General features: G+C 66.5%; 20 protein-coding genes. 17 read left to right on the top strand and 3 right to left on the bottom strand.

Features of this window, described 5'->3' with window-relative positions; all coding sequences use genetic code 11:
* Window positions 1-45 precede the first annotated feature (45 nt).
* Window positions 46-1,530: an FAD-binding oxidoreductase gene (locus tag R5W23_RS29365; RefSeq protein WP_320689457.1), complete on the top strand. Its 1,485-nt coding sequence runs from the start codon at window positions 46-48 to the stop codon at window positions 1,528-1,530.
* Between the two features lie 322 nt (window positions 1,531-1,852).
* On the opposite strand, the gene R5W23_RS29360 is transcribed toward R5W23_RS29365, so the two are convergent.
* Window positions 1,853-4,129 (bottom strand): beta strand repeat-containing protein, encoded by a 2,277-nt coding sequence (locus R5W23_RS29360; RefSeq protein ID WP_320689456.1) that lies wholly within the window; start codon window positions 4,127-4,129, stop codon window positions 1,853-1,855.
* Window positions 4,130-4,659: 530 nt separating this feature from the next.
* Between R5W23_RS29360 and R5W23_RS29355 the strand changes: the two genes are divergently transcribed.
* Window positions 4,660-4,911, top strand: a complete 252-nt coding sequence (locus R5W23_RS29355) for an acyl carrier protein (RefSeq protein ID WP_320689455.1) — start codon at window positions 4,660-4,662, stop codon at window positions 4,909-4,911.
* A gap of 393 nt (window positions 4,912-5,304) precedes the next feature.
* Here R5W23_RS29355 and R5W23_RS29350 read toward each other — a convergent pair whose 3' ends face one another.
* Window positions 5,305-6,552, bottom strand: coding sequence for a S1C family serine protease (locus R5W23_RS29350; protein ID WP_320689454.1), 1,248 nt, complete (start codon window positions 6,550-6,552; stop codon window positions 5,305-5,307).
* A 195-nt stretch (window positions 6,553-6,747) separates the two neighbouring features.
* Between R5W23_RS29350 and R5W23_RS29345 the strand changes: the two genes are divergently transcribed.
* From R5W23_RS29345 to R5W23_RS29300, 10 genes are all read left to right on the top strand, one after another.
* Window positions 6,748-7,569, top strand: a complete 822-nt coding sequence (locus R5W23_RS29345; RefSeq protein ID WP_261187393.1) for a group I truncated hemoglobin — start codon at window positions 6,748-6,750, stop codon at window positions 7,567-7,569.
* Between the two features lie 280 nt (window positions 7,570-7,849).
* Entirely contained in the window at window positions 7,850-8,929 is a 1,080-nt protein-coding gene (locus tag R5W23_RS29340; protein ID WP_261187394.1) for a DUF1559 domain-containing protein, read from the top strand.
* A gap of 81 nt (window positions 8,930-9,010) precedes the next feature.
* Window positions 9,011-9,409 carry a lipoprotein gene (locus R5W23_RS29335; RefSeq protein ID WP_320689453.1) on the top strand — a complete coding sequence of 133 codons (399 nt, stop codon included), beginning with the start codon at window positions 9,011-9,013 and terminating at the stop codon, window positions 9,407-9,409.
* A 105-nt stretch (window positions 9,410-9,514) separates the two neighbouring features.
* Window positions 9,515-10,693, top strand: coding sequence for a bifunctional glutamate N-acetyltransferase/amino-acid acetyltransferase ArgJ (gene argJ / locus R5W23_RS29330; protein ID WP_320689452.1), 1,179 nt, complete (start codon window positions 9,515-9,517; stop codon window positions 10,691-10,693).
* A 111-nt stretch (window positions 10,694-10,804) separates the two neighbouring features.
* Window positions 10,805-11,731, top strand: a complete 927-nt coding sequence (locus tag R5W23_RS29325; RefSeq protein WP_320689451.1) for an ABC transporter ATP-binding protein — start codon at window positions 10,805-10,807, stop codon at window positions 11,729-11,731.
* A 144-nt stretch (window positions 11,732-11,875) separates the two neighbouring features.
* Entirely contained in the window at window positions 11,876-12,808 is a 933-nt protein-coding gene (locus R5W23_RS29320) for an ABC transporter permease (protein WP_320689450.1), read from the top strand.
* 10 nt (window positions 12,809-12,818) lie between these two features.
* Complete coding sequence (locus R5W23_RS29315; RefSeq protein ID WP_320689449.1) at window positions 12,819-13,943, top strand: ABC transporter ATP-binding protein; 1,125 nt, start codon at window positions 12,819-12,821, stop codon at window positions 13,941-13,943.
* Window positions 13,944-14,001: 58 nt separating this feature from the next.
* Window positions 14,002-15,075, top strand: coding sequence for an ABC transporter permease (locus tag R5W23_RS29310; RefSeq protein ID WP_320689448.1), 1,074 nt, complete (start codon window positions 14,002-14,004; stop codon window positions 15,073-15,075).
* Between the two features lie 8 nt (window positions 15,076-15,083).
* Window positions 15,084-15,836: a cytidylate kinase-like family protein gene (locus R5W23_RS29305; RefSeq protein ID WP_320689447.1), complete on the top strand. Its 753-nt coding sequence runs from the start codon at window positions 15,084-15,086 to the stop codon at window positions 15,834-15,836.
* The gene (locus R5W23_RS29300; RefSeq protein ID WP_320689446.1) at window positions 15,836-16,621 is read left to right on the top strand and encodes a purine-nucleoside phosphorylase; all 786 of its coding nucleotides are present in this window, start codon (window positions 15,836-15,838) and stop codon (window positions 16,619-16,621) included. The genes R5W23_RS29305 and R5W23_RS29300 overlap by 1 nt, the downstream gene beginning before the upstream one ends.
* A gap of 351 nt (window positions 16,622-16,972) precedes the next feature.
* Here R5W23_RS29300 and R5W23_RS29295 read toward each other — a convergent pair whose 3' ends face one another.
* Entirely contained in the window at window positions 16,973-17,977 is a 1,005-nt protein-coding gene (locus tag R5W23_RS29295; protein ID WP_320689445.1) for a hypothetical protein, read from the bottom strand.
* A gap of 254 nt (window positions 17,978-18,231) precedes the next feature.
* Between R5W23_RS29295 and R5W23_RS29290 the strand changes: the two genes are divergently transcribed.
* The 5 genes from R5W23_RS29290 (at window position 18,232) to R5W23_RS29270 (ending at window position 21,485) form a co-directional block, all read left to right on the top strand.
* Window positions 18,232-18,672: an NADH-quinone oxidoreductase subunit A gene (locus R5W23_RS29290; protein WP_010040340.1), complete on the top strand. Its 441-nt coding sequence runs from the start codon at window positions 18,232-18,234 to the stop codon at window positions 18,670-18,672.
* Window positions 18,663-19,268 (top strand): NADH-quinone oxidoreductase subunit B, encoded by a 606-nt coding sequence (locus R5W23_RS29285; protein ID WP_320681368.1) that lies wholly within the window; start codon window positions 18,663-18,665, stop codon window positions 19,266-19,268. Before R5W23_RS29290 ends, R5W23_RS29285 begins: the two co-directional genes overlap by 10 nt.
* Window positions 19,269-19,391: 123 nt before the next feature.
* Window positions 19,392-19,895, top strand: coding sequence for an NADH-quinone oxidoreductase subunit C (locus R5W23_RS29280; protein ID WP_320689444.1), 504 nt, complete (start codon window positions 19,392-19,394; stop codon window positions 19,893-19,895).
* Between the two features lie 9 nt (window positions 19,896-19,904).
* A complete protein-coding gene (locus tag R5W23_RS29275) occupies window positions 19,905-20,222 on the top strand; it encodes a hypothetical protein (protein ID WP_320689443.1) in 318 nt (105 codons plus the stop codon).
* Window positions 20,223-20,255: 33 nt separating this feature from the next.
* Window positions 20,256-21,485, top strand: a complete 1,230-nt coding sequence (locus tag R5W23_RS29270; RefSeq protein ID WP_320689442.1) for an NADH-quinone oxidoreductase subunit D — start codon at window positions 20,256-20,258, stop codon at window positions 21,483-21,485.
* Window positions 21,486-21,570 lie beyond the last annotated feature (85 nt).

Raw genomic sequence — 21,570 nt, 5'->3', positions numbered from 1 at the left:
CGGTAACCGTTTCCGCTTCCGACCAACGGCTGCTAAACTACCGGCATGAACACGTTCCCCTCTCCCACCCCGCCCGCGCCCAACCCGGCCGACCACGCCCGCCTGGTCGCGCGGATGCGGGCCATCGTCGGCGCGGACAACGTCCTCACCGCCACCGCCGACATGGCGGCGTATGAGTGCGACGGGTTCACCATCGCCAAAACGAAGCCCAACGTGGTCGTGTTCCCGACCACGACCGAACACATCGTCGGGATCGTGCAGGCGTGCAACGAGTTGGGCAGCCCGTTCCTCGCGCGCGGCGCGGGCACGAGCCTCGCGGGCGGGTGCGTGCTCGTGGGCGGCGGCGTGATGATCGCCCTCGCCCGCATGAAGCGCATCCTGGAGATCAACGCCCGCGACCGCTACGCCGTGGTCGAGCCCGGCGTGGTGAACGTGTGGCTGACGAACGCACTGAAGCCCTTCGGTCTGCACTACGCCCCGGACCCGAGCAGCCAGGGCGCCTGCACCATCGGCGGGAACGTCGCCACCAACTCCGGCGGCCCACACACGCTCAAGTACGGCGTTACCGTCAACCACATCCTCGGCGTGGAACTCGTGTTACCGGACGGGCGCGTCGTCACCTGCGGCGGCCCGACGGAAGACGCCCCCGGGTACGATCTGGTCGGCACGATCGTCGGCAGCGAAGGCACGTTCGGCATCGTCTCCAAGGTGTGGGTGCGTCTGACCAAGAACCCCGAAGCGTACCGCACCCTGCTGGGGGTTTTCGAGACGATCGACGACGCCACCAGCACCATCAGCGACATTATCGGCGCAGGGATCGTGCCCGCGGCCCTCGAACTGCTCGACAAAACGATGCTGTCGGCGGTGGAGGCGGCGTTCAAGTTCGGGTTCCCGCTCGACGCCGAAGCGGTGGTAATCATGGAAGTGGACGGGCTCGCCGCCGGACTCCAGGACGAAGCGGACCGGATCGAAGGGATCGCCACAAAGAACCGCGCGCGGGAGGTCCGCAAGGCCAACACCGAGCCCGAACGCATGGCCCTCTGGAAGGCTCGCAAACAGGCGTTCGGTACGATCGGGCGCCTGGGGTTCCCGAGCTACTGCACCCAGGACGGCGTGGTCCCGCGGACGAAGCTCCCCGACATCATGCGGCACATCCAGGCGACCGCGAAGAAGTACAACCTCGGCATCTGTAACGTGTTCCACGCCGGCGACGGAAACATTCACCCGATCCTGATGTTCGACGAGCGCGACCCGGCCCAGGTGAAGGCGGTTCTGGACGCCAGCCACGACATCCTCTCGGAGTGCGTCGCCCTCGGCGGCAGCGTGACCGGAGAGCACGGGATCGGGGTCGAGAAGATCGACTTCATGCCGCTCATGTTCACCACCGACGACCTGAACTACATGGTCCGGCTCCGAACCGCGTTCAACCCCGACGGGCGGTGCAGCCCCGGGAAGATGCTCCCCACCGCGGGCGGGTGCGCCGAGCCGAGCGTGGTCGCGACCAAACCCGCCCGCCGTGCCGCAGTGTAAGGGTTAGCCGCGTTCAGCAACCCGCCTCTCAGTGTGGCCCGCTCGCTCCGCGAGCGGCCGTCAGGTCGTCCAGAACGCTCTGCGCGCAGCGAATTTGAAGCCCTAAGCACCGCTCGCGGAGCGAGCGGGCCACACTGAGACACGGGCCACACCCAGCACTACAGATTACTACTCAGTTTCAACCTCATACGCGATCAGGCTAGCTGTATTTGTTTCTTGCGGCACAGACGTTCCTGTCTGTGCGACCATCTCGCATCGCACAGACAGGAACGTCTGTGCCGCAAGAAACAAATACAGCCACTGACGACAATCGTGCAAATATTTATGATGTCACCGCTGTCGCGTTGCCGGTCGCGGTGTTCCCAGCTCCGTCCGTGGACTCGGCCACCACGATGTAGCTGCCCGCGGCCGGCACCGTGACCGACCACGTTGCGAAGCCGTCGCCCGTGTCCGCCGTAATCCAGACCTCGGTCGCGCTGTCGAACGCCGTGCGGCTCGCGTTCAAGTACGCCTGTGCCACTGAATCGTAAACGCTGACCGCCACGCCTGCGACCCCGGAGAGGGTGTCGCTCGCGGTACCGGTCACGGCCCCGGTAACGGTGGGCGCCGTGTCCACCGCGACAGTCGGCACCGTCAGGTCCACCACTACCCCATCGGTGAGTGAAGCCGTGCCCACATTACCGGCCGCGTCGGTCGCAGTCACCGCGGCGGTGTACGTTCCTTCAACCAGCGCGGTCGCGACCGCCACCGTCCAGGTGGTGCCGCTCACAGCGGCCGTGTAGGTCTGACCGTCCACCGTTACCTCGACCGTCGCCGCCGGATCATCCACTGTCCCCGTCAGGGTCGGCGTCGTGCTGTTCGTGATGAGGGCGTTGACCGTAACCGTCGGCACGGTCAGATCCACCACCAGCCCGTTGGTCAGCGCTGCGGCCCCCACGTTCCCGGCCGCGTCCATCGCGGTCACCGAGACCGTATACGTCCCCTCGATCAGCGCGGTCGTAACCGACACGCTCCAGGTGTTGCCGCTGACCGTCGCCGTGTAGGTCTGGCCGTCCACGGTCACTTGAACCGACGCCGCCGAATCGTCCACGGTACCCGTCAGTGTCGGCGTCGCGCTGTTCGTGGTCAGCACGTTTGCCGTTACGGTCGGCGCGGTCAAATCGACCACCAACCCGTCAGCCGGTGCGGCCGTGGCCACGCCCCCCGTTGAGTCGGTGGCGATAGCGGAAACGGTGTACGTACCCTCGATCAGCGCGGTCGTCACCGACACGCTCCAGGTGTTGCCGGTCACCGTCGCCGTGTAGGTCTGGCCGTCTACCGTCACCTGAACCGTCGCCGCCGAGTCGCTCACCGTCCCCGTCAGCGTCGGCGTCGTACTGTTGGTCGCCAGCGTATCAACCGTGACCGTCAGCCCCGCCAGACTCACTACCAGTCCGTCGGTCAGCGACGTGCCGCCCACGTTCCCGGCCGCGTCCGTTGCGGAGACCGAGATCGTGAACGTCCCGTCCGCCAGCGGGTTCGTGAGCGTGACGCTCCATGTGGTCCCGCTCACCGCAGCCGTGTACGTCTGGCCGTTAACGGTCACGCTCACGGTCGCGTTCGGGTCGTCCACCGTGCCCGTCAGGGTGGGAGTCGCGCTGGTGCTGGTCAGCGGATTGATCGTGACGGTCGGAGCGACCGAGTCGAACGTCACCGCGACCGTGTTGGACGCCGTGTTCGCGTTGCCAGCCGCGTCCTGGGCGGCGCCAGCCGCGACCGACACGGACACCGCCCCCTGGCCGGACGGCACCACCGAGAATGTGTACGTGCGCGAGTTCACAGCCCCGAACGCCGTGGCGGTGCCGTTCGAGACCGTAAGACCGGCAGCCGTGAATCCAGTCACGTCCTCGTCGAACGTGACGGTGAACGGGACCGCGGCGGTGGAGGTGACCGCCGCCGAGAACGTGGAGACGGTCGCGGTCGGTGCAACGGTGTCCGCGGTCGGCACCGTCGGCGGAACGGTCGCAGTCGGCGAACCCGGTACGAACCCGCCGACCACGCTGGGCCGGCCGAGCGCGGAACCCGGTGCGTCGAAGTAGTCGGTACCGGACGGGTTCACCAGCGCGAACGCGGGCGCCACAACACCTGAGACCAGCACCTGGTCGTCCCCGTCGCCGGTGGTCAGCGAAACGCCGTTGCGGAACCCGGACGCGTGCAGGATAACCACGTCGTTGCCCGTGCCGGCGGCCAGAACGCTCTCACCCTTGTGCCCCGCGTCCGAGATCCCCAGAACATCGTTCCCCACCCCCATGTCCACGTTCAACCCGCCGCCGGAGCGGGTGCCGCTGATGAGCAGTGTGTCGTCCCCGCCGCCCATGTTGATGTGGTACCCCTGTTTCACCCCGCCGATGTACACGGAGCTCTGCCCGTTGACCGTGGTGGCACCGTCCAGCGAGCGGATGACGACCGCGTTCTCGCCGGCGCCGGCGATCCAGATCTGGTCTGTGTCGTTGGTTCCGGTAACGTAAAGCACCTTGTCGAACACGTACGCCGTCACGTTCCCCGCCGGGGTCGTGCGGTCCTCCAGGCCCTCGACGGCGGGAACGAACTGGGGCGCCATGTGTGAGAAAGACCGAGCCGAACTCATGGAGCGTACACCTGGGTGAAAAAGGGACGGGCGGTGGGCGGGGCACGGACATAAACCGCACGTCGTGCCGAGCGAGACCCGCGCGGGCGCGGTTTTAATCACTCGAGAGCCGGCGCCAGGTGCAGATCGCGTAGTACACAACAACCAATGTCAGCACACACATCCGCGACCACATTTCGACCTCAACAGCCGCGATCGTACAGCCCGACCCTTATTAATCACAACAACCACACCCACAGCGACGACGCATTAACATCAATGATTCAAATTTATATTTTTTCAACAGCCACAACTGCACAAGCTGTAAATTCCGTGCCGAAGTGGCGGCGCGCAGCCGAGCCGGCTATGCGCAGGCGCGTCACGGAACTGCCGCTCAGGCGACCGGCCAACGTGCGCGAGTTGTTGCAAGGCCGCGGTTGCCAGCTCGTTCCGGTTCGCGATAAACTGGACCAGCCCCTGTCATGAACTAGAGGGGGCAGCGCGTTTGTTCCTAAAGGGAACCCATGTTGCCGGCTGTGATGTGCGTGATCGCCTGTGTTGTGCTGACTGTGGTTGTGAGCGCACGGCGGGCGAGGGCCGCGCTTGAGAGGCGGTTCCCGCCGATCTCGGACGCCGAATTTGTGATGCGATGTTCGCCGAACGTGGACCCGAAAATCGCGCTCAAAGTGCGACGGATGGTGGCGGCGCACTTTGCCGTCGAGTACGAGCGGGTTCACCCCTCAACCGGCTTCGTCACAGATCTCGGCGCGGATTAGCACTCGTGGCGAAACGGCCGAATGGTCCGGGTTTGGTTCCAGTCCCCGCGCGTCTTGCGCTCACGAAAGCAGAGTTTTGACAGGATAAACAGGATGGACGGGATGAAGGCCAATCGATCTAGAACTTTATTTATTCTGTCGATCATGTAAACATCATATTCTTCTGGTCAGTGCCGACGAAGGGGTGCAGCACGCGCGTGACTGGCTCGACCACCTCAGTATGGACGTGTTGCGACCGTTGGCAGGTATCCTCCAGTGGACCGGGGCGGCTTTGACCACGTTGCGGCTCGTCCCGCGTCCGTCGAAAGTGGCCGCCCTCAGCGCCACCGGGAACGGCCTCATCTCACTCCGGCCGCTCCGGGTACCGCAGCCGGCACCCGGTACCGCCGCCCGTCACACCCCGCCCACCGTAACCGTTAGCTCCATCTCCTTCGTCGGGAACCGAACGATCTTCACCTTCGCCTCGCCCCCGACCGGCAACCCGCGGACCACCCGCTCGTAATCCTCCACGTTGTCGATCGACTCGCCGTTGATCGCCACGATGAGGTCGCCGGCCTGGGTCACCACTCCGCGCGGGCTGTACGCGCACCCTTTCAGCCCCGCGGCGTCGGCCGGCCCGTTCAACACAACGCGATCGATCATCACCCCGTGGTCGTACCGGGCGCGGCGCAACTGGCGTTCGTCGTACAACTTCACCCCCAGGTCGGGGCGCAGCGACCGGCCGCTCTGGATCAGCTCGGTGACCACCCGGTTCACCGTGTCCACCGGGATCGCGAACCCGATTCCCACGTTGCCCCCGTTGGGCGTCGCGATCGAGGTGTTGACCCCGATCAGCCGGCCGGTCTTGTCGAGCAGCGGCCCGCCGGAGTTCCCGGGGTTGATGGCCGCGTCGGTCTGAATCGCCTTCGGGATCTTCACCCCGCTCGGCGCCTCGATGATCCGGTTCAGCGAGCTGATGATCCCCGTCGTCATGCTGAGGCTCAGCCCGAACGGGTTCCCGATCGCGTAGACCGTGCGGCCGACTTTCAGGTCGTCCGAGGTGCCAACCTGGATCGGCTTCAGCTTCTCCTTGGGTGCGGAAATCTGGAGCACCGCGAGGTCGTTGTCCGGCGCCACCCCGATCAGCGCCGCGGTGTACGCGGTGCGGTCCGCCAGCACCACCCGCAGTTCGGTGCCCTGGCGCTTGCGCACCTCCGCAACCACGTGGTAGTTGGTGACGACGCGCCCGGACTCGTCCCACACGAACCCGGACCCGCCACTGGTCTGGAGCTCGCTGGGGGCTTCGTCCCAGCGGCCCTGCTTCACCATCACCACGTCCACGTTGACGACCGAGGGGCGGACCTTCTCGAAGACGGTCTCTCGCTGCGCCTCCTCGGCGTCCGGGGCGGCGGCTGGGGTGGTCGTGCGGAGCTGCGCGTTCGGGTCCAGCCCGCCACGCTCGGCGCGCAACCGGCTCACCAAGTAGGTTCCGGCCGCGATCCCGATCCCGCCCAGCGCCACGCCGAGCAACAGGAACGCGGCGTACCACAGTATCGGGCGGGCGGGCGGCCCGTCTGGCGCGTACCGGTTGGGGAAGTTGGGTCGGGTCGGGCGGTCGTTGTGGGGGCCGCGGTCGCGGCCGTCGTCTTCGTCGTCGCGCATGGGTTGCGCACCTCTGTGTGGGACCGTACCGATTACGAGGGCCTAAACCGAACTGCGGATTCGCCCGTGCCCTGGCCCCGATGCGTTAAAAACGGGTGACACGTTCACCCGGCACGGCCCCGTGGTTACACTATCGTGTCGAACGCGATACCGACGGGTGTACCGGTTCGCTCCTATTGTTCGAGAGGTTCCACCATGCGCGCGCGAATTTTGCTGGCGGTGCTCATCCTGAGTGGGGCAGTCGGCCTCACGCGGGCGGACGACAAGCCCCTGGACCGGGCCGAACTCGACAAGCGGATCGTGAGAATCGTGTACGAGTCCGCACTACTGGGCACGGAAATCTTTAACCGCGGCGGGCACGGGGAGTGCGCGCGCCTGTACCAGGGCACGCTGTCGGCCGTGGTGCCGATGCTCGACCACCGGCCGAAGCTCCAGACCGACGCCCAACAGCGGATCGAGCGCGCCAAAGGCCTGAACAAGGCGGCCGAAGCCGCCATCGAGATGCGTGCGGCACTGGACGAGATCCAGAACACCATCGCGCCGCCGATCAAAAAAGAGCCCGCGCTGGAGCCGAAGGACACCAAGGAACCCAAAACCACGCAGGAGCCGAAGGACACCAAGAAGGTACTGTGGGACCGGCTCGGGGGTGAGAGCGTGGTGAAGGCGGTCGTTCACGATTTCGCGCTCGCGGCCCTCGAAGACCCGAAGGTGAACTTCACCCGCGGCGGCAAATACAAGCCGAGCGCCGCGGCGCTGGAGAAGTCGATCGTGGATATGATCAGCGACGTGAGCGGCGGGCCGTTCAAGTACAGCGGCAAAAGCATGAAAGAGGCGCACAAGGGGATGGCGATCACCGACGCCGAGTTCGACGCTCTGGCCGTTCACCTCGTCGCGTCCCTGAAAAAGTTCAAGGTCGCGGACCCGGAAATTGCGGAGCTGGTGAAGGTCGTCGCCGGCACCCGCGAGGCGATCGTCGAGAAGGCCCCGGCGCCCACGGAAAAGGGCACGAAGCCGTAACCGCCTCCCGGCCGGGCGCCCGAAGCCGCGCCCGGCCGTCTGTGCCGGTCACCGTGCGCGACACACATTTCAAATCTACTCAGAATATTCACTTTGCAATCACAGAAGTAGCACCAACTCTTCACACCATTCAACATTCTCTTTTGCACCGCATCATCTAGAGTACTGAAGTCGCATCATCGCCCGAACGGCTCGAAACGCTGCCGCTTCAGGTGAGGCCGGGCCGGTGGCCCGCACCTTTGATTCCCGTGCTTTTCTCCTCCAGTTCAGAGGTCCGTCGATGGCTCGTTCCTCGGGTCGCAGGTCCGCGTTCACCCTGATTGAGTTGCTGGTGGTGATCGCCATCATCGCGATCTTGATCGGTCTGCTTCTCCCGGCCGTTCAGAAGGTGCGCGAAGCCGCCGCCCGGATGAGCTGCTCCAACAACCTCAAGCAAATCGGCTTGGCCCTCCACAACTACGAAAGCTCCTACCAGCGGTTCCCGACCAGCGGCGAGGGGAGCGTGAACTACGACACCGCGTTCGACCTCCAGTCGACCTGGACGATGATCCTGCCGTACATCGAGCAGGACAACGTGTACAAGCTGATCGACACGAGCGTGTACTACCTCCAGGCCGCCAACCAGGCCCCGTTCCAGACGGCCATCAAGACGTACATCTGCCCGAGCAACCCGTCGGCCGGGAGCGGCGGCAAGGACAGCGCCGGGTACGGCATCTGCGACTACATGCCGATCGCGTACACCGACATCGCGGACGGCACCGGCGGCGGCTGGCGGGCGAACGGCTCGAGCAAGGCGACCTGGCGCGTGGAAGGGATGCTGACGGTCGGCAAGGGCACCGCGGCGCCGACCGCCTCCCAGTACAACAAGCCCACCTACATGCTGAACGTCAGCGGGCAGCGGAGCGTCTCCGGGGTGACCGACGGCCTGAGCAACACGATCGCGATCATTGAAGACGTGAGCCGCGGCTACTTCGGGAACGTGAACGGCACGTACACCGCCCCGGGCGGCAACCCGACGCAGATCGCCCGGTGGGCCGAGCCGGACCAGGCCAACGGCGTGTCCGGTCCGGCCCTGGGTTCGAGCGGCGAGCAGTGCTACGAGGCGAACAGCGGGACCGCGGCGTCGTGCAACAGCCGCAAGGCCATCAACAACAACGCGACCCCGTTCGGCGGCCCCACCACCTGCCCGTGGAGCTCGAACAACTGCGGGCCGAACGACGAAGCCTTCAGCTTCCATTCCGGCGGCGCGCAAGCGGTGTTCGGAGACGGCCACGTGGCGTTCATCCGCGACAGCATCGACATGGTCTCGATGCGGCGCCTGTGCACCCCGGCCGGCGGTGACCTGACCCCGAACTTCTAACGGTTGGCCCCGCCGACCGTTGCGAGCCGGGCGGTTGTCACCGCCCGGCTCGCGATGTTTACTTACACCCAGAGGTATTCGATGCGTCTGCGAATTGCGTTCTCGCTCGCCCTTGCCGGGGCACTCGCGGTTGCGGGCTGCGGCACCAAGGGCGACCTCGCCGGGGGCCAGGTGCCGGTCAAGGGGAAGGTCGTCGGTAAAGAAGGAAAGGGCGTCGGGCCGCTCGCGATGCGGTTCTACCCGACCGAGCCCGGCCGGTCGAACGGCACGGGCGAGAGCGCGGCCGACGGAACCTTCTCCGCCAAGACCAGTTCGACGGTGGACGGGCTGATCCCCGGCAAGTACAAGGTGACGCTCGCGCCGCTCCCGAAGCCGGGCGCGTCGCCGGTTCCGATCCCGGCGAAGTACGCGGACGAATCCAGCTCCGACCTGATCGTCGAAGTCGCCTCCGGTAAAGACCTGACGATCGAGCTGAAATAAGCGCCACGTTCCGTTCGCGACCGTGCGGCGCCCTCGTGCGTGCCGCACGGCCGTTTCCGTTAAAGGCTCCTTTCTCCCGCTCGCCCCCGCGCATAGGATTGGGGCATGAGCGAATGGCACCTCGCCCGCGGCTACAGGTACGCGGGCATCGTCAGCGGGTTACGCACCGAGCCCGACCGGCGCGACCTGGCCGTTATTGTGAGCGACACGCCCGCCGCCGCGGCCGGCGTGTTCACCCAGAACCGCGTGTGTGCGGCGCCCGTCCAGGTGAGCCGCGAGCGGCTCCCGCGCGATGACGCCCGCGCGATCGTGGTCTGCTCGGGTAACGCCAACGCCTGCACCGGCGATCAGGGCCTCGCCGACGCCCGGCGGATGACCCAACTCGTCGCCACCGAACTCGGGTGCGCCACGGAGCAGGTGCTGGTGGCCTCGACGGGCGTGATCGGTCGCCCCCTGCCGATGCCGGTCCTTGAGGCGGGCGTCCCGAAGGCGACCCGCGAAGTGGCCGAGGGCCGAGACGCGCTTTCGAACGCCGCTCACGCCATCCTGACCACCGACACCGGGATCAAGATCGCCACCCGCCGGCACGCGCCCTTCACCCTGACGGGGTTCGCCAAGGGCGCGGCGATGATCGGCCCGAACATGGCTACCATGTTGGGCTTCGTTCTCACCGACGCCGCGGTCGCCCCCGCCGACCTGCACCGCATCCTCAAAGTCGCCGCCGAGCAGAGCTTCAACAGCATCTCGGTGGAGGGCCACACCAGCACCAACGACACCGTGTTCCTGCTGGCGAACGGTTCCGGCCCCCAGCTCGCGGGAGCAGAACTGGACGCCTTCGCGCACGAGGTGCGGCACGTCTGCGTGGAACTGGCCCGCAAAATCATCATCGACGCCGAAGGCGCCGAGCACCTCATCACCATCGAGGTCGAGGGTTGCCGCAGCGACGCCGAGGCGAAGCAGGTCGCCAAGACCATCGCGGAGAGCGCGCTCGTGAAAACCGCGGTGTTCGGCGCGGACCCGAACTGGGGGCGGGTGGTGTCCGCGGCGGGGTACTCGGGCGTGGCGTTCGAGGAGAAGGACCTGTCGCTGTGGATGGGCGACCTGCTGCTGTACCGGGCCGGCGCGCCGCTGCCGTTCGACGCCGCGTCCGCGTCCGCCTACCTGAAGCACAACCGCGAGGTGCATTTCAAACTGCGGTTCACGCTCGGCACCGGCCGCTCGACGTTTTACACCAGCGACCTGACCACCGAGTACGTCCGGCTCAACGCCGATTACACCACTTGAGCGTGACACTAAAAACCGTAACGTCGTGACGCCCAAGAACCGAGCCTTCGCCCGCGTGCCCGGTTGTGACGACGTTGCGGCATTCACCGCCGTGCCTGTCGGCTTCAGACTATGAGCCTGATCGAGCTGAACGCCGTTTCGCGCACGTTCGGCGCGTTCACCGCGCTGCGGGATGTTACGCTCTCGCTGCCGAAGGGCCGGATCGGGCTGCTCGGGCCGAACGGCGCGGGCAAATCGACGCTGCTGAAGATCCTGATGGGCCTGATTCCGCCGTCGAGCGGAACGGGCCGCGTGCTCAACGAACCCCTGGGCGGGGACCGGGACGCCGCAGGAAACTGGCGGCTCCGGCGGCTCATCGGGTTCATGCCCGAAGCAGACGCCCTCGTCCCGGGGCTCACCGGGGTGGAGTACGTGGCGCTCGCCGGCGAGTTGTACGGGTTACCGCGGCGCGAGGCCACGCGGCGCGCGCACGAGGTGCTCTCGTACCTCGAGTTGGAAGAAGCGCGGTACCGGCTGGTCGAAGAGTATTCGCTCGGGATGAAGCAGCGCGCGAAGCTCGCCCAGGCGCTCGTTCACGACCCGCCGGTACTCCTGCTCGACGAGCCCACATCGGGCCTCGACCCCGCCGGGCGCGACGCCATGCTGCGGCTCGTGAAGGCGCTCGGCGTCGATCACGGGAAGTCGGTTCTGCTCTCGACGCACCTGCTGGCGGACGTGGAAACCGTGTGCGAGCGGGTGGTCATCATCGCCGGCGGGCAGGTGCGGCGGGAGGGAACCGTGGCCGAGCTGCGCGACCGGCACCGGGACCGGTTCCGCGTCCGCGTCCAGGGCGAGACCGCGGCGTTCCGCGCCGAGTTGGAAGCGGCCGGGATGAGGCTCCTCGCCGACAACGGCGAGGGCGAGTGGCGGGTCGGGGTCCCGCAGGGGTGGTCGAACCTGACGTTCTTCCAATGCGCCGCCGCACAAGGCGCCGTCATCCGCAGCCTCGTGCGCGACGAGGAAACGCTGGAGGAGCTGTTCCTCAGAACGGTGATCTAATTTTCGGTCCGGTTGCGGGCCGTCTGTTTTGGCTTATGTCTTGGTGGCACACACAGGAATGCCTGTGCCACAAGAAAAAGGCACGACCAGCCGGATTCGCCGCCAGCCCCTGGTTCGCTTCACAGCAGCGGGTCGAGAACCTTCATGGCGCACACCGACACCCTGCTCCGCTACCGGCCGTGGCGCGGAACCCCGCTCGGGCCGCTGTACGCCTCGGCGGCGCTGGCCCGCGCCTCGCTGAAGCTCCTGCTCCGCCGGCGGCTCATGTGGGGCCTGTTCGGGCTGGCGCTGCTGATCTTCTTCTTCTTCTTCTACGCCCAGTACCTGATGGTGTGGATCACGAACCAGTTCGCCACCGAGTCGGTTCGGTTCGCCGGCATCCCCGTGAACGCGCGCAACATCACCCGGTTCCTCGACCGGCTGGCACTCAACGGCACGGACCACACGTTCGGCAACTTCATCTGGTACCAGGGCTACATCCTGGTGATCGTGCTGTCGCTCGCGGGGTCGGTGCTGGTGGGCAACGACTTCGCGCACGGGAGCCTGCCGTTCTACCTCTCGAAGCCGATCGGGCGGTGGCACTACGTGCTCGGCAAGTGTCTCGCGATCGGCGGGCTGATCGGCCTGCTCACCACGCTCCCCGCGGCGCTGCTGTGGGTCGAGGCCGGGCTGCTGTACGACTGGCGCACGTACTACTTCGACCACTTCTCGCTGCTGCTCGGTATCATCGGCTACGGGGCGGTGCTCACCGCCGCGCTGTCGCTGCTGACCGTGGCGACGGCGGTGCTGGTGCGCCGCACGGTGCCGATGGCGATGATCTGGATGGGGCTGTTCGCGCTGCTCCCGATGCTCTCGGGGTGGCTGGTGGAGTCCACCGAGAACCGGCACTGGCGGCTGATCGACCTATGGAACAACCTTTACCTGTGTGGGCTGAGCTGCCTCGGGACGGACCCCGCCACGGTGCGCCCGCTGCCGCAGCCCGACTACTGGGAGGCGTGGGCCGTGGTCGCGATCGTGACAGCCGCGTGCGGGCTGTTCCTGCGGCGGCGCATCCAGGCGGTCGAAATCGTCTCGTAAGTGGTGATCGATGAGCAACGAGTTCGTGCCGGCGGGACGAGCGACGGGCGTCGGCACTCCGGGAACCGGCCGCGCCGCCGAACATGCCGAGGTGCCCCAAGTGGCCGACGAGACGGTCCCGACCGCGCACGCCGATACGCACGGGGCACAGACCGAGGCACGGGCGCCTCACGCCGCCCGTTCGTCCGGCGCGCCGCTGCTCCTCTTCGAGCAGGTCTCCAAGTGGTACGGGACGGTTCTGGCACTCAACCAGGTGACGCTGGAACTGACCGGCGGCATCACGGGCCTCGTCGGCGCGAACGGGGCCGGCAAATCCACACTGCTCCGCATGGCGAACGGTCAGCTCCGCCCGACGCTGGGTCGGGTGAGCGTGCGCGGGGTCGATACGTGGAACTGGCGCGCGCGGCGGCTGGTCGGGTACTGCCCGGACGCGGACGCATTCTATGAGGAAATGTCCGGCCGCCGGTTCGTCTGGACGATGGCCCGGCTGTGCGGCTACACCCGGGCCGAGTCGCACCGGCGCACGGAAGGCGTGCTCGCGCGCGTCGGCATGTTGGAGCGCGCCGACCGCAAGCTCCGCGGGTACTCGAAGGGGATGCGCCAGCGGATCAAGCTCGCGCAGGCGCTTCTTCACGAGCCCGAACTGCTCATCCTCGACGAACCGCTCTCCGGGATCGACCCGATCGGGCGCCAAGAGCTGCTCGAACTGTTCCAGTCGCTCGCGGCGCAGGGCAAGTGCCTGCTCATCTCCAGCCACGAGCTGGAGGCACTGGAGAAGCTCACGAACCACGTGGTGATTATGGCCCGGGGGCGGGTGGCGGCGGTGGGCACGCTCCAGCAGATCCGCGACCTGCTGGAGGACCACCCGGTTTCCGTCCGCATCGATGTCGAGAACCCCCGCGCGGTCGCACGGCTGCTCATCGCCCTACCGGAGGTTCTGGCCGTCGATGTGGCGCCGAACCTGGCCGACGGCCCCGACGCGCTGGTCGTGAAGGCCGATCACCCCAAACGGTTCTTCGAGACGTTCGGACGGCTCGCCGTGGAGCACGCGATCGATGTGCGGCGCCTTGAGCCGCTCGACGAGTCCGCGCACGCGATCCTCGGCTACCTGCTCGGCGGCAGCGGGAAGACGTGAGCCGAGAATTGGAAAGCCGGGAGGTCAGGGCCAGAAGCAACTACCGCCGCGAGAGCCGATGAACACCACGAACGAGTCCGCTGCTCAATCCCTGCACCCGGCTCCTCATTCCACACTCCCCAGCGCGTTCCGCGCTTGGTGCGTGCTCGTCGTCCAGAGCTTCCAGCGGCACTGGCGGATGCGGCAGATGGGGCTCGTGTCGGCCGGCTTGCTCGCTCTGGTGGTGACGTGGGTCGGGTTCGCTACGCGCAACGGCGCCTGGGACGTTACGCAGCTCCGCGCCCGCCGCACGGTCACCACCATGATCGGCCCGCGCCCGCTGGCGACCCAGGAGGCCGAGCGGCAGAGCCTCGGCGCCCGTTACCAAGTTGTGTTCGAGGGGGCGGAGGTCAACACGCAACCGCCGCACGAGCTGCCGAACCCGCTGAACCCCACCGAGGACGCACTCACCACCCTGCTCCTCTCGATCCCGCAGGCGGCCCTCCGGTCCGAACCGCTCCGGGAGAGCTGGGGGTTCATGAACTACTCGCGGTTCGCCGTCCTACTGGTGTTCATGGGGTTCGTGCTGCCGCTGTTCACCCTCTCGTACGCGAGCGGGGCGTTCGGGACCGACCGCGAGACGCGCTCGCTCGTGTGGGTCATGACGCGGCCGATCCCGCGCGGGGGCATCTACCTGGCGAAGTTCCTCGGCACGCTGCCGTGGTGCGTCGCGTTCGGGCTCGGCGGGTTCGCGCTGGTCTCCCTGGCCGGCGGCGCGACGGGCCGCGCCGCGTTCGCGCTGTACTGGCCCGCGGCGGCGGCCGGCACGGTCGCGTTCGCGGCGCTGTTCCACCTCGTCGGCGCGCTGTTCCGCCGGCCGGTCGTGATCGGCTTGGTCTACGTGTTCTTTTTCGAAACGGTGGTCGCCGCGCTGCCCGGGAGCCTGAAGTTACTGAGCCTGACCTTTTACGCCCGCTCGCTGATGTATAATGAGGCCGTCGCGGCCGGGCACCCCGGCGAGATGCTCCCCGCGATCACCGCGCAGGCCGTGTCCTCCGAGACCGCTTGGGCGGTGCTGCTCGCGGCCCCGGTCGCGATCACGCTGCTGGGAATGTGGCTGTTCTCCCGGTCCGAATACCGCGACGACGTGTGAGCCGACCGATGCCCCCTCCGTCTCCCGTTTCGATCCCGTTCGAGCTCCAGGGCGCGCCGGTCCACGGGTTCCGTGGCAACGCACCCGACGGCCCGCTCACGCACCCGCGGGGGCTGACGGTCGCGATCAGCCGGCAGGCGGGGTCGCGCGGCACCGAAATCGCGAAAAAGGTGGCCGACATCCTCACGTGGCAGGTGTTCGACCACGACACGCTCGATTACCTCGTTCAGAACGACGACGCGCGGGCGCAACTGTTGGCCGACGTGCCCGCCGACGCGCGGGCGTGGGCCGACGCGCAGCTCGGACACCTCCAGCGCGACCACAAGCTGAACGCGGACCCGGAGGTGCTCCCGCTGATCCGGCTCGTGCTGACGGTCGCGGCCCGCGGGAACGCCGTGATCGTGGGACGGGCCGCCGGGTTCTTGCTGCCGCCCGAGACCACCGTACACGTCCGCGTCATCGCGCCGACCGAGGCTCGGGTTGCGTATTTGGCCCAGGAACTTCGACTCACCCGGCCCGAAGCCGCCGAAGAGGTGCGCGCCCGGGACGAGCGCCGCGCACTGTTCCTCGACCGCACGCTCGCGCGCGACCCCGCGGACCCGACCGCCTACGACGCGGTGGTGAACGCCGAGCGGCTCGGCGTCGAGGGGGCCGCACAGTTCATCGGCTGGGCGGTGCGGACCAAGCAGATGTTCGCGGAGATCGCGGAGAGCGGCCCGCCGAGCACGTTCACCGACCTCGACGAACTGGCGGGCGTTTGATGGCCGCGTTCGCCGCGTTCGCCCGTACCGCTGCGGCGCTCGAGCCGCGGGTGGCCGTCGTGCTTGGGTCGGGATTGGGCGGCGCAGCCGCCGCGTTCGTGGAACGCGCAGCGGTGCCGTTCGGCGCTGTCCCGGGGCTGGTTCCGCCGTCGGTTCACGGCCACGGCGGCACGCTGGCGGTCGGCGAGTGGAGCGGCGCCCCGGCCCTGCTCGTTCGAGGCCGGGTGCATTTCTACGAGGGCCACCCCTGGGAGGTCGTGACCGGCACGGTGCGCACCGCGGCCGAACTCGGCGCGCGGCGCCTCGTCCTCACGAACGCGGCCGGCGGCATCAACCCGGCTCTGGCGCCCGGCTCGCTGATGGCCATTCAAGGTCACCTCAAGCTCCTCGGTCCCGCCGCGTGGCGCGGCCTGGCGGCCGGTAACGCGCTCGTGCGCCCGTACGCGGTGCGGCTCATTGAGGCCATGCGGGTACACGAACGAGCCGCCGGGCGCGAACTGCTCGCGGGGCTCTACGCGGCGCTCACCGGCCCGAGCTACGAGACCCCGGCGGAGATCCGCGCGCTCGCCGCTTGCAGGGCCGACGCCGTGGGCATGTCCACGGCGCTGGAAGCCGAAGCGGCAGCCGCACGCGGGCTTGAAGTGGCGGCAATTTCGTGCGTCACGAACAAGGCCGCGGGGATCGGAGGAACGTCGCTCGATCACGCCGAGGTGCTGACGAACGCCGCGCTAGCCGTTGACCGACTGGGGGCCTTGCTCGGGGCGCTCATTCGCGCGCCGTACTGACACAATCCCTACGCGACATCGGAGTCACACCGAACCGGCTTTCGCGGTGCCTGCAACGGAACGCAGGGCTGGGCGCGCCGCGCGAGTGACAGCGGTTCAGTGATTTCGAGTTTGAAGCAAGAACACGTGGAGAACCCGCGGGATTTACCTGGGAACGCGACCGTCTCGTCCGCTTCTCGGGGGATGAGGAAGCTTACTGGAGGTCCGCAATACGATCCCACCTGCAAACCGGCGGACGGGACGTCCGCGGTCCCAGGGCAATACCGACTCGAGTTCCGTGGCTCGAACCTGGAACGACTGGAGTCCGACAAAGTGAGGCCGTAACCGCCCCCCATCAGACTCGGGCTAACTCTACCGCGGCCCCATTGATTTCCCTTCCTTCTTCAACTGGTCCTCTACTGACTGAAAGAAGAGGGTCGGTCTGAGTATCACCACCCACACCTTGTCCTTCGGCGCGTAGTCCAACTTGAAGATCGCAACCCCGCCATCGAAAACCACGGTAGAACCGGTCGTGCCGAGGTCTTCGGTGTCGAGCGACTGCGCAATCGCCTTCTTCCCCTCCAACTCGAACAGCTCGCGCTTCTGCATCCCCGTGACGGCCGTCGACGATTCGGTCAGCTTCATCCGAACGGAGCGACGATCGGCCGAAACCACTAGCAGCGCATTGAGAGCAAACCCTTCTTTAACGAACAGCGGGTTGCTGGTTTTCGTGCCGACGCTGATTGCGGCCGGATCGTTTTTGAACGGAATGACCACCTTGCGGGCTGAAACGGTCGAATCAACTCCGTTCACGAACCGTGCGCTGGAGGTCTGCACGATTCGACCACTTTTGAGGAGCTTGAGGGCAGCAGCGGGCAGCTCCAGATCCTCAGGTTTCGACTCGGGGACGCCGATCACTTCCCTTCCGATCGCGAACAGCACCGGCGACTTTGACCGACCTTTCGGGAGCGCGTTCACGAGTTGCCGATAAGTCGCCGCATCGAGCTCGAAAACCTCTGTCTTCACGTCAATCGCGAGATCCTGAAGGGACTCCAAAGCCTCGAGCAGGTCTTTCACCTCGTGGTGGACCTTCTCGGTGGTCCGAACTTCGAGCTTGCCGCCGTCGCGTTCGACCAACTGCGCCCCGGTGCCGTCCGGTTTCGGCTCACCGATCGAAACGGTTTCGAAAATGAGTTTCACCAGCGCGTCGAAGTCGGCAACGACGCCCCCCTTCTCGCGCCCGACGATCAGGTTTTTGACGGTGTACACCTTCGTTACGAGTTTCTTGTCATCAAGGGGCTTGGGAGCGGGTTGCGCCAGTACGGGCGAGCAGAACAGGACGAGCGCGACCGGGAGAGCGAACAGAGTCGGACGCATCGGGGCGGCCTCCGAGACGAGAGGGCGTAAGGGCAATCCGTCCATCGAACACGCGAACGGGGCGAGCGTTGGCACACTTTTCTTGACGCCTCAACCTGCCTCCGTAGGATCACTAGGCCTAAAACGCACGCCTCGACCGTCTGTCGAGGTTGTTTTTTGCCTGTCCTTGTGAAATCCCTCACAAGGCGCGGTAGAATACCCGCGAAGCAGACTCGCTCTTCTCGACCGATCACGACAGAAAGGGGACACGCGCGATGCCGGTCACCCCCGTTCAAACGCCCGGCGGCATCGAACCGGCGTTCGATCTGGTCGCTTACTACCCTGTGCTCATTTACGCCGCGGTCTGCATCCTTTTCGGCTTGAGCGCTGTCGCGGCCACCCACTTGTTCCCGTTCAAGCCGCGCAAGCCGACCAAAATCAAGCAGATGCCTTACGAGTCGGGCATGGACCCGATCGGGTCGGCCCGGATGCAGTTTGACGTGAAGTTCTACCTGATCGCGATCCTGTTCCTGGTGTTCGACGTGGAACTCCTGTTCCTCTACCCCTGGGCGGTCATCGCCTTCGGCGAGGGCGGGGACCAGACTTGGCGCACCGTGTTCGGAACCATCGTGTTCGTCGAAATCATGGTGTTCCTCGCAACGTTCGTGATCGCTTACGCCTACGCCTGGAAGAAGGGGGTGTTCCAGTGGCGCTGACGAACATGCTGCCGGACTTCATGATCGCGCCGCTCGACTACCTCGCCAACATGGCGCGGAAGCACAGCCTGTGGCCGATGCCGTTCGCGACCGCGTGCTGCGGCATCGAATTGATGGCGACTGCCTCCAGCCGGTACGACATCGCCCGGTTCGGCTCCGAGGCGATGCGGTTCTCCCCGCGGCAGTGCGACGTGATGATCGTGGCCGGCCGGGTGGCGATGAAGATGGTGCCGGTGATGCAGCGCATCTGGCTCCAGATGCCGGAACCGAAGTGGTGCATCTCGATGGGCGCGTGCGCGTCGAGCGGCGGGGTGTTCGACACCTACGCGGTCGTCCAGGGCATCGACCGGTTCATCCCGGTTGACGTGTACGTGCCCGGGTGCCCGCCCCGGCCCGAGCAACTGATCCGCGCGGTGCTCGACCTACAAGAGAAGATCCAGAAAACGGGAACGATCGACGCGCGCGAGTTCGCCGCGCGTGCGGCCTACGAGGGGCCGACCGCCCTGGCCCGCGAGTTGGGCGCGGAAGAGGCGATCATCACCCCCGGCGACTACAACACGGCCACGCGGCTGCGGTCGCTGCCGACCGTAAACTGATTGCGCCGGAGCGCGGGCCTCTGGCCCCCTTTGGCGTGCGGCGCGGAGCGCTTCGATAGAACGTCGGAGCGAGATCTTGGGTGCCACCAGCGGGCCAGAGGCCCGCGCTCCAGTGAAGAAGACATGCCCTACCTCGACACACTTAACGCGAAGTTCGCCGGGGCGTTCACCATGTCGTCGTTCCGCGACAACCAGCGGGTGCTGGTCGATGCGGAGCAGGCGCCGAAGGTGCTGTTCGCGCTGCTGAAGTGCCTGAAAGAGGAGTGCGGGTTCGACTTCCTGACCGATATCGGCGGGGTCGATTACCTCGGCTACGCCGGCGCGACCGACCGCTACTGCGTGGTGTACGGACTCACGAACCTCGCCACCGGCGAGCGGGTGTGGGTGAAGGCGTTCGCCAACGATCCCGAACCCGAGCTACCTTCGGTGGTAGAACTCTGGAAGGGGGCCGATTGGATGGAGCGCGAGGTGTACGACATGTACGGCGTGCGCTTCCCCGGGCACCCGGACCACCGCCGCATCCTGATGCCGTCAGAGTACACCGGGCACCCGCTCCGCAAGGACTACCCGCTCCGCGGGTACGGCGAGCGGCACAACTTCCCCACCGTCACGCGGGCCGACAGTTGAGGGATGGCGATGGCGCTGAGTCCGAGGGCGGGTGGTGCGGTCGGCCTCGCTCTGGGCGCCGCAATCCTCCTGTACAACGCGCACTCGCTCCGCACAGAGGGTGTGGTGTACCCGGTGTTGCTCGCGTTCGGTGTGGGGGTACTTCCGTCATCGCTCGGGTTTGCGGTACTGCCCATCCAACGGATGATGATACCGATCGAAACCGGTGACGGGCGGGCGGTATACGACAGTCAGAACTCGAAGTTGACGCCCCTCGGCGGTGCCCTCGTCGGGTTCGGCATCGCCGCCGGATTGGGGCTGTACGCATTCTTGAAGGTGGGATTCTAGCCGGCCACTGGTTGCTCATTCGGAGTCGCGTCGATGCCGCTCGAAGCCGCTGTTCCCGTGGAAGACATCGCTGGCGCGGACCAGGAGTTCCTCTATACCCTGAACTTCGGCCCGCAACACCCCGCGACGCACACCACACTGCGGCTCATCCTCACCCTCGACGGCGAAACGATCGTCAAGGCCGTCCCCGACATCGGGTACCTGCACAGCGGGTTCGAGAAGCTGGGCGAAGACCTCGACTTCAACCAGTACGTGACAATCGTCGACCGGATGAACTACATCTCGCCGTTCGCCAACGAATGCGCGTGGTTCACGACGGTCGAAAAGCTAATCGGCATCGAACTCACCCCGCGGTGCAAGTACCTCCGCACCATCCTCGCGGAGCTGGCCCGCATCAGCGACCACCTGCTCTGCGTCGGCGCCGCGGCGCTCGATCTTGGGGCGCTGACCGGGTTCCTGTACGCCTTCAACGCCCGCGAGAAGGTGTACAACATCATGGAAGCTGCCTCCGGGCAGCGGTTCCACCCGAGCTACTGCCGCGTCGGCGGGCTCATGGCCGACGTCAACGACGACGTGGTGGCCCTGATCCGCGACTTCGTGAAGACGTTCCCCAAGGTCCACGCCGACATCTGCCGGCTGCTGAACCGGAACCGGATCTTCATCGACCGCACCAAGGGCATCGGCGTGCTGTCGAAGGAAGAGGCGATCAACACCAGTTGCAGCGGCCCGGTGGCTCGCGCCAGCGGCGTGGTCCGCGACCTCCGCAAGGACGAGCCGTACCTCGCGTACAAAGAGCTGTCCGGCGCGTTCAAGATCGTGTGCGGCAAGGGCGGCGACTGCTACAACCGCTACCTCGTCCGCATGGGCGAGATGCTGGAGTCCTGGAAGATCATCAACGCCGCCGTGGAGAACCTCCCGAGCGGCCCGGTGAACGTGGACCTGAACGACAAGCTCACGATCCCGGACAAGAACGCGACCTACCGCAGCATCGAGGGGCTGATCCAGCACTTCGAGCTCTTCATGTGGAACCGCCGGTGGGAGACGCCGGTGGAAGAGGTGTACGGGGCCAACGAGACCGCCAACGGCGAACTCGGGTTCTACCTCGTCGCGGACGGGAGCGGGAAGGCGTTCCGGGCGCGGACCCGGCCGCCGTCCTTCATCCACTTCGCGGTGTTCCCGATGATGATGGAGGGGCACCAGATTTCCGACGTGCCCGCGGTCCTCGGCAGTCTGAACATCATTGCCGCGGAACTGGACAGATAAGACTGATTGGCCACAAAAAAGCACAAAGCGCACAAAAGAAAACCACGAACAGAATTGATTGAGATCCGATCTTCTGTGTTGCTCT

It is taken from the genome of Gemmata algarum (genome assembly GCF_034097035.1).
Lineage (GTDB): Bacteria > Planctomycetota > Planctomycetia > Gemmatales > Gemmataceae > Gemmata > Gemmata algarum.
Note: the sequence above shows the minus strand (reverse complement) of the source record. Positions and strands in the feature narration are given on the sequence as shown.

Excerpts from the sequence above, each read along its gene's own strand:
- R5W23_RS29270 (WP_320689442.1), top strand. The coding sequence starts at position 20,256 with ATGCCGCTCGAAGCCGCTGTTCCCGTGGAAGACATCGCTGGCGCGGAC.
- R5W23_RS29355 (WP_320689455.1), top strand. The coding sequence starts at position 4,660 with ATGTTGCCGGCTGTGATGTGCGTGATCGCCTGTGTTGTGCTGACTGTG.
- R5W23_RS29305 (WP_320689447.1), top strand. The coding sequence starts at position 15,084 with ATGCCCCCTCCGTCTCCCGTTTCGATCCCGTTCGAGCTCCAGGGCGCG.
- R5W23_RS29315 (WP_320689449.1), top strand. The coding sequence starts at position 12,819 with ATGAGCAACGAGTTCGTGCCGGCGGGACGAGCGACGGGCGTCGGCACT.
- R5W23_RS29275 (WP_320689443.1), top strand. The coding sequence starts at position 19,905 with ATGGCGCTGAGTCCGAGGGCGGGTGGTGCGGTCGGCCTCGCTCTGGGC.
- R5W23_RS29280 (WP_320689444.1), top strand. The coding sequence starts at position 19,392 with ATGCCCTACCTCGACACACTTAACGCGAAGTTCGCCGGGGCGTTCACC.
- R5W23_RS29365 (WP_320689457.1), top strand. The coding sequence starts at position 46 with ATGAACACGTTCCCCTCTCCCACCCCGCCCGCGCCCAACCCGGCCGAC.
- R5W23_RS29320 (WP_320689450.1), top strand. The coding sequence starts at position 11,876 with ATGGCGCACACCGACACCCTGCTCCGCTACCGGCCGTGGCGCGGAACC.
- R5W23_RS29290 (WP_010040340.1), top strand. The coding sequence starts at position 18,232 with ATGCCGGTCACCCCCGTTCAAACGCCCGGCGGCATCGAACCGGCGTTC.
- R5W23_RS29325 (WP_320689451.1), top strand. The coding sequence starts at position 10,805 with ATGAGCCTGATCGAGCTGAACGCCGTTTCGCGCACGTTCGGCGCGTTC.
- R5W23_RS29300 (WP_320689446.1), top strand. The coding sequence starts at position 15,836 with ATGGCCGCGTTCGCCGCGTTCGCCCGTACCGCTGCGGCGCTCGAGCCG.
- R5W23_RS29360 (WP_320689456.1), bottom strand. The coding sequence starts at position 4,129 with ATGGCGCCCCAGTTCGTTCCCGCCGTCGAGGGCCTGGAGGACCGCACG.
- argJ (WP_320689452.1), top strand. The coding sequence starts at position 9,515 with ATGAGCGAATGGCACCTCGCCCGCGGCTACAGGTACGCGGGCATCGTC.
- R5W23_RS29345 (WP_261187393.1), top strand. The coding sequence starts at position 6,748 with ATGCGCGCGCGAATTTTGCTGGCGGTGCTCATCCTGAGTGGGGCAGTC.
- R5W23_RS29295 (WP_320689445.1), bottom strand. The coding sequence starts at position 17,977 with ATGCGTCCGACTCTGTTCGCTCTCCCGGTCGCGCTCGTCCTGTTCTGC.
- R5W23_RS29350 (WP_320689454.1), bottom strand. The coding sequence starts at position 6,552 with ATGCGCGACGACGAAGACGACGGCCGCGACCGCGGCCCCCACAACGAC.
- R5W23_RS29310 (WP_320689448.1), top strand. The coding sequence starts at position 14,002 with ATGAACACCACGAACGAGTCCGCTGCTCAATCCCTGCACCCGGCTCCT.
- R5W23_RS29340 (WP_261187394.1), top strand. The coding sequence starts at position 7,850 with ATGGCTCGTTCCTCGGGTCGCAGGTCCGCGTTCACCCTGATTGAGTTG.
- R5W23_RS29335 (WP_320689453.1), top strand. The coding sequence starts at position 9,011 with ATGCGTCTGCGAATTGCGTTCTCGCTCGCCCTTGCCGGGGCACTCGCG.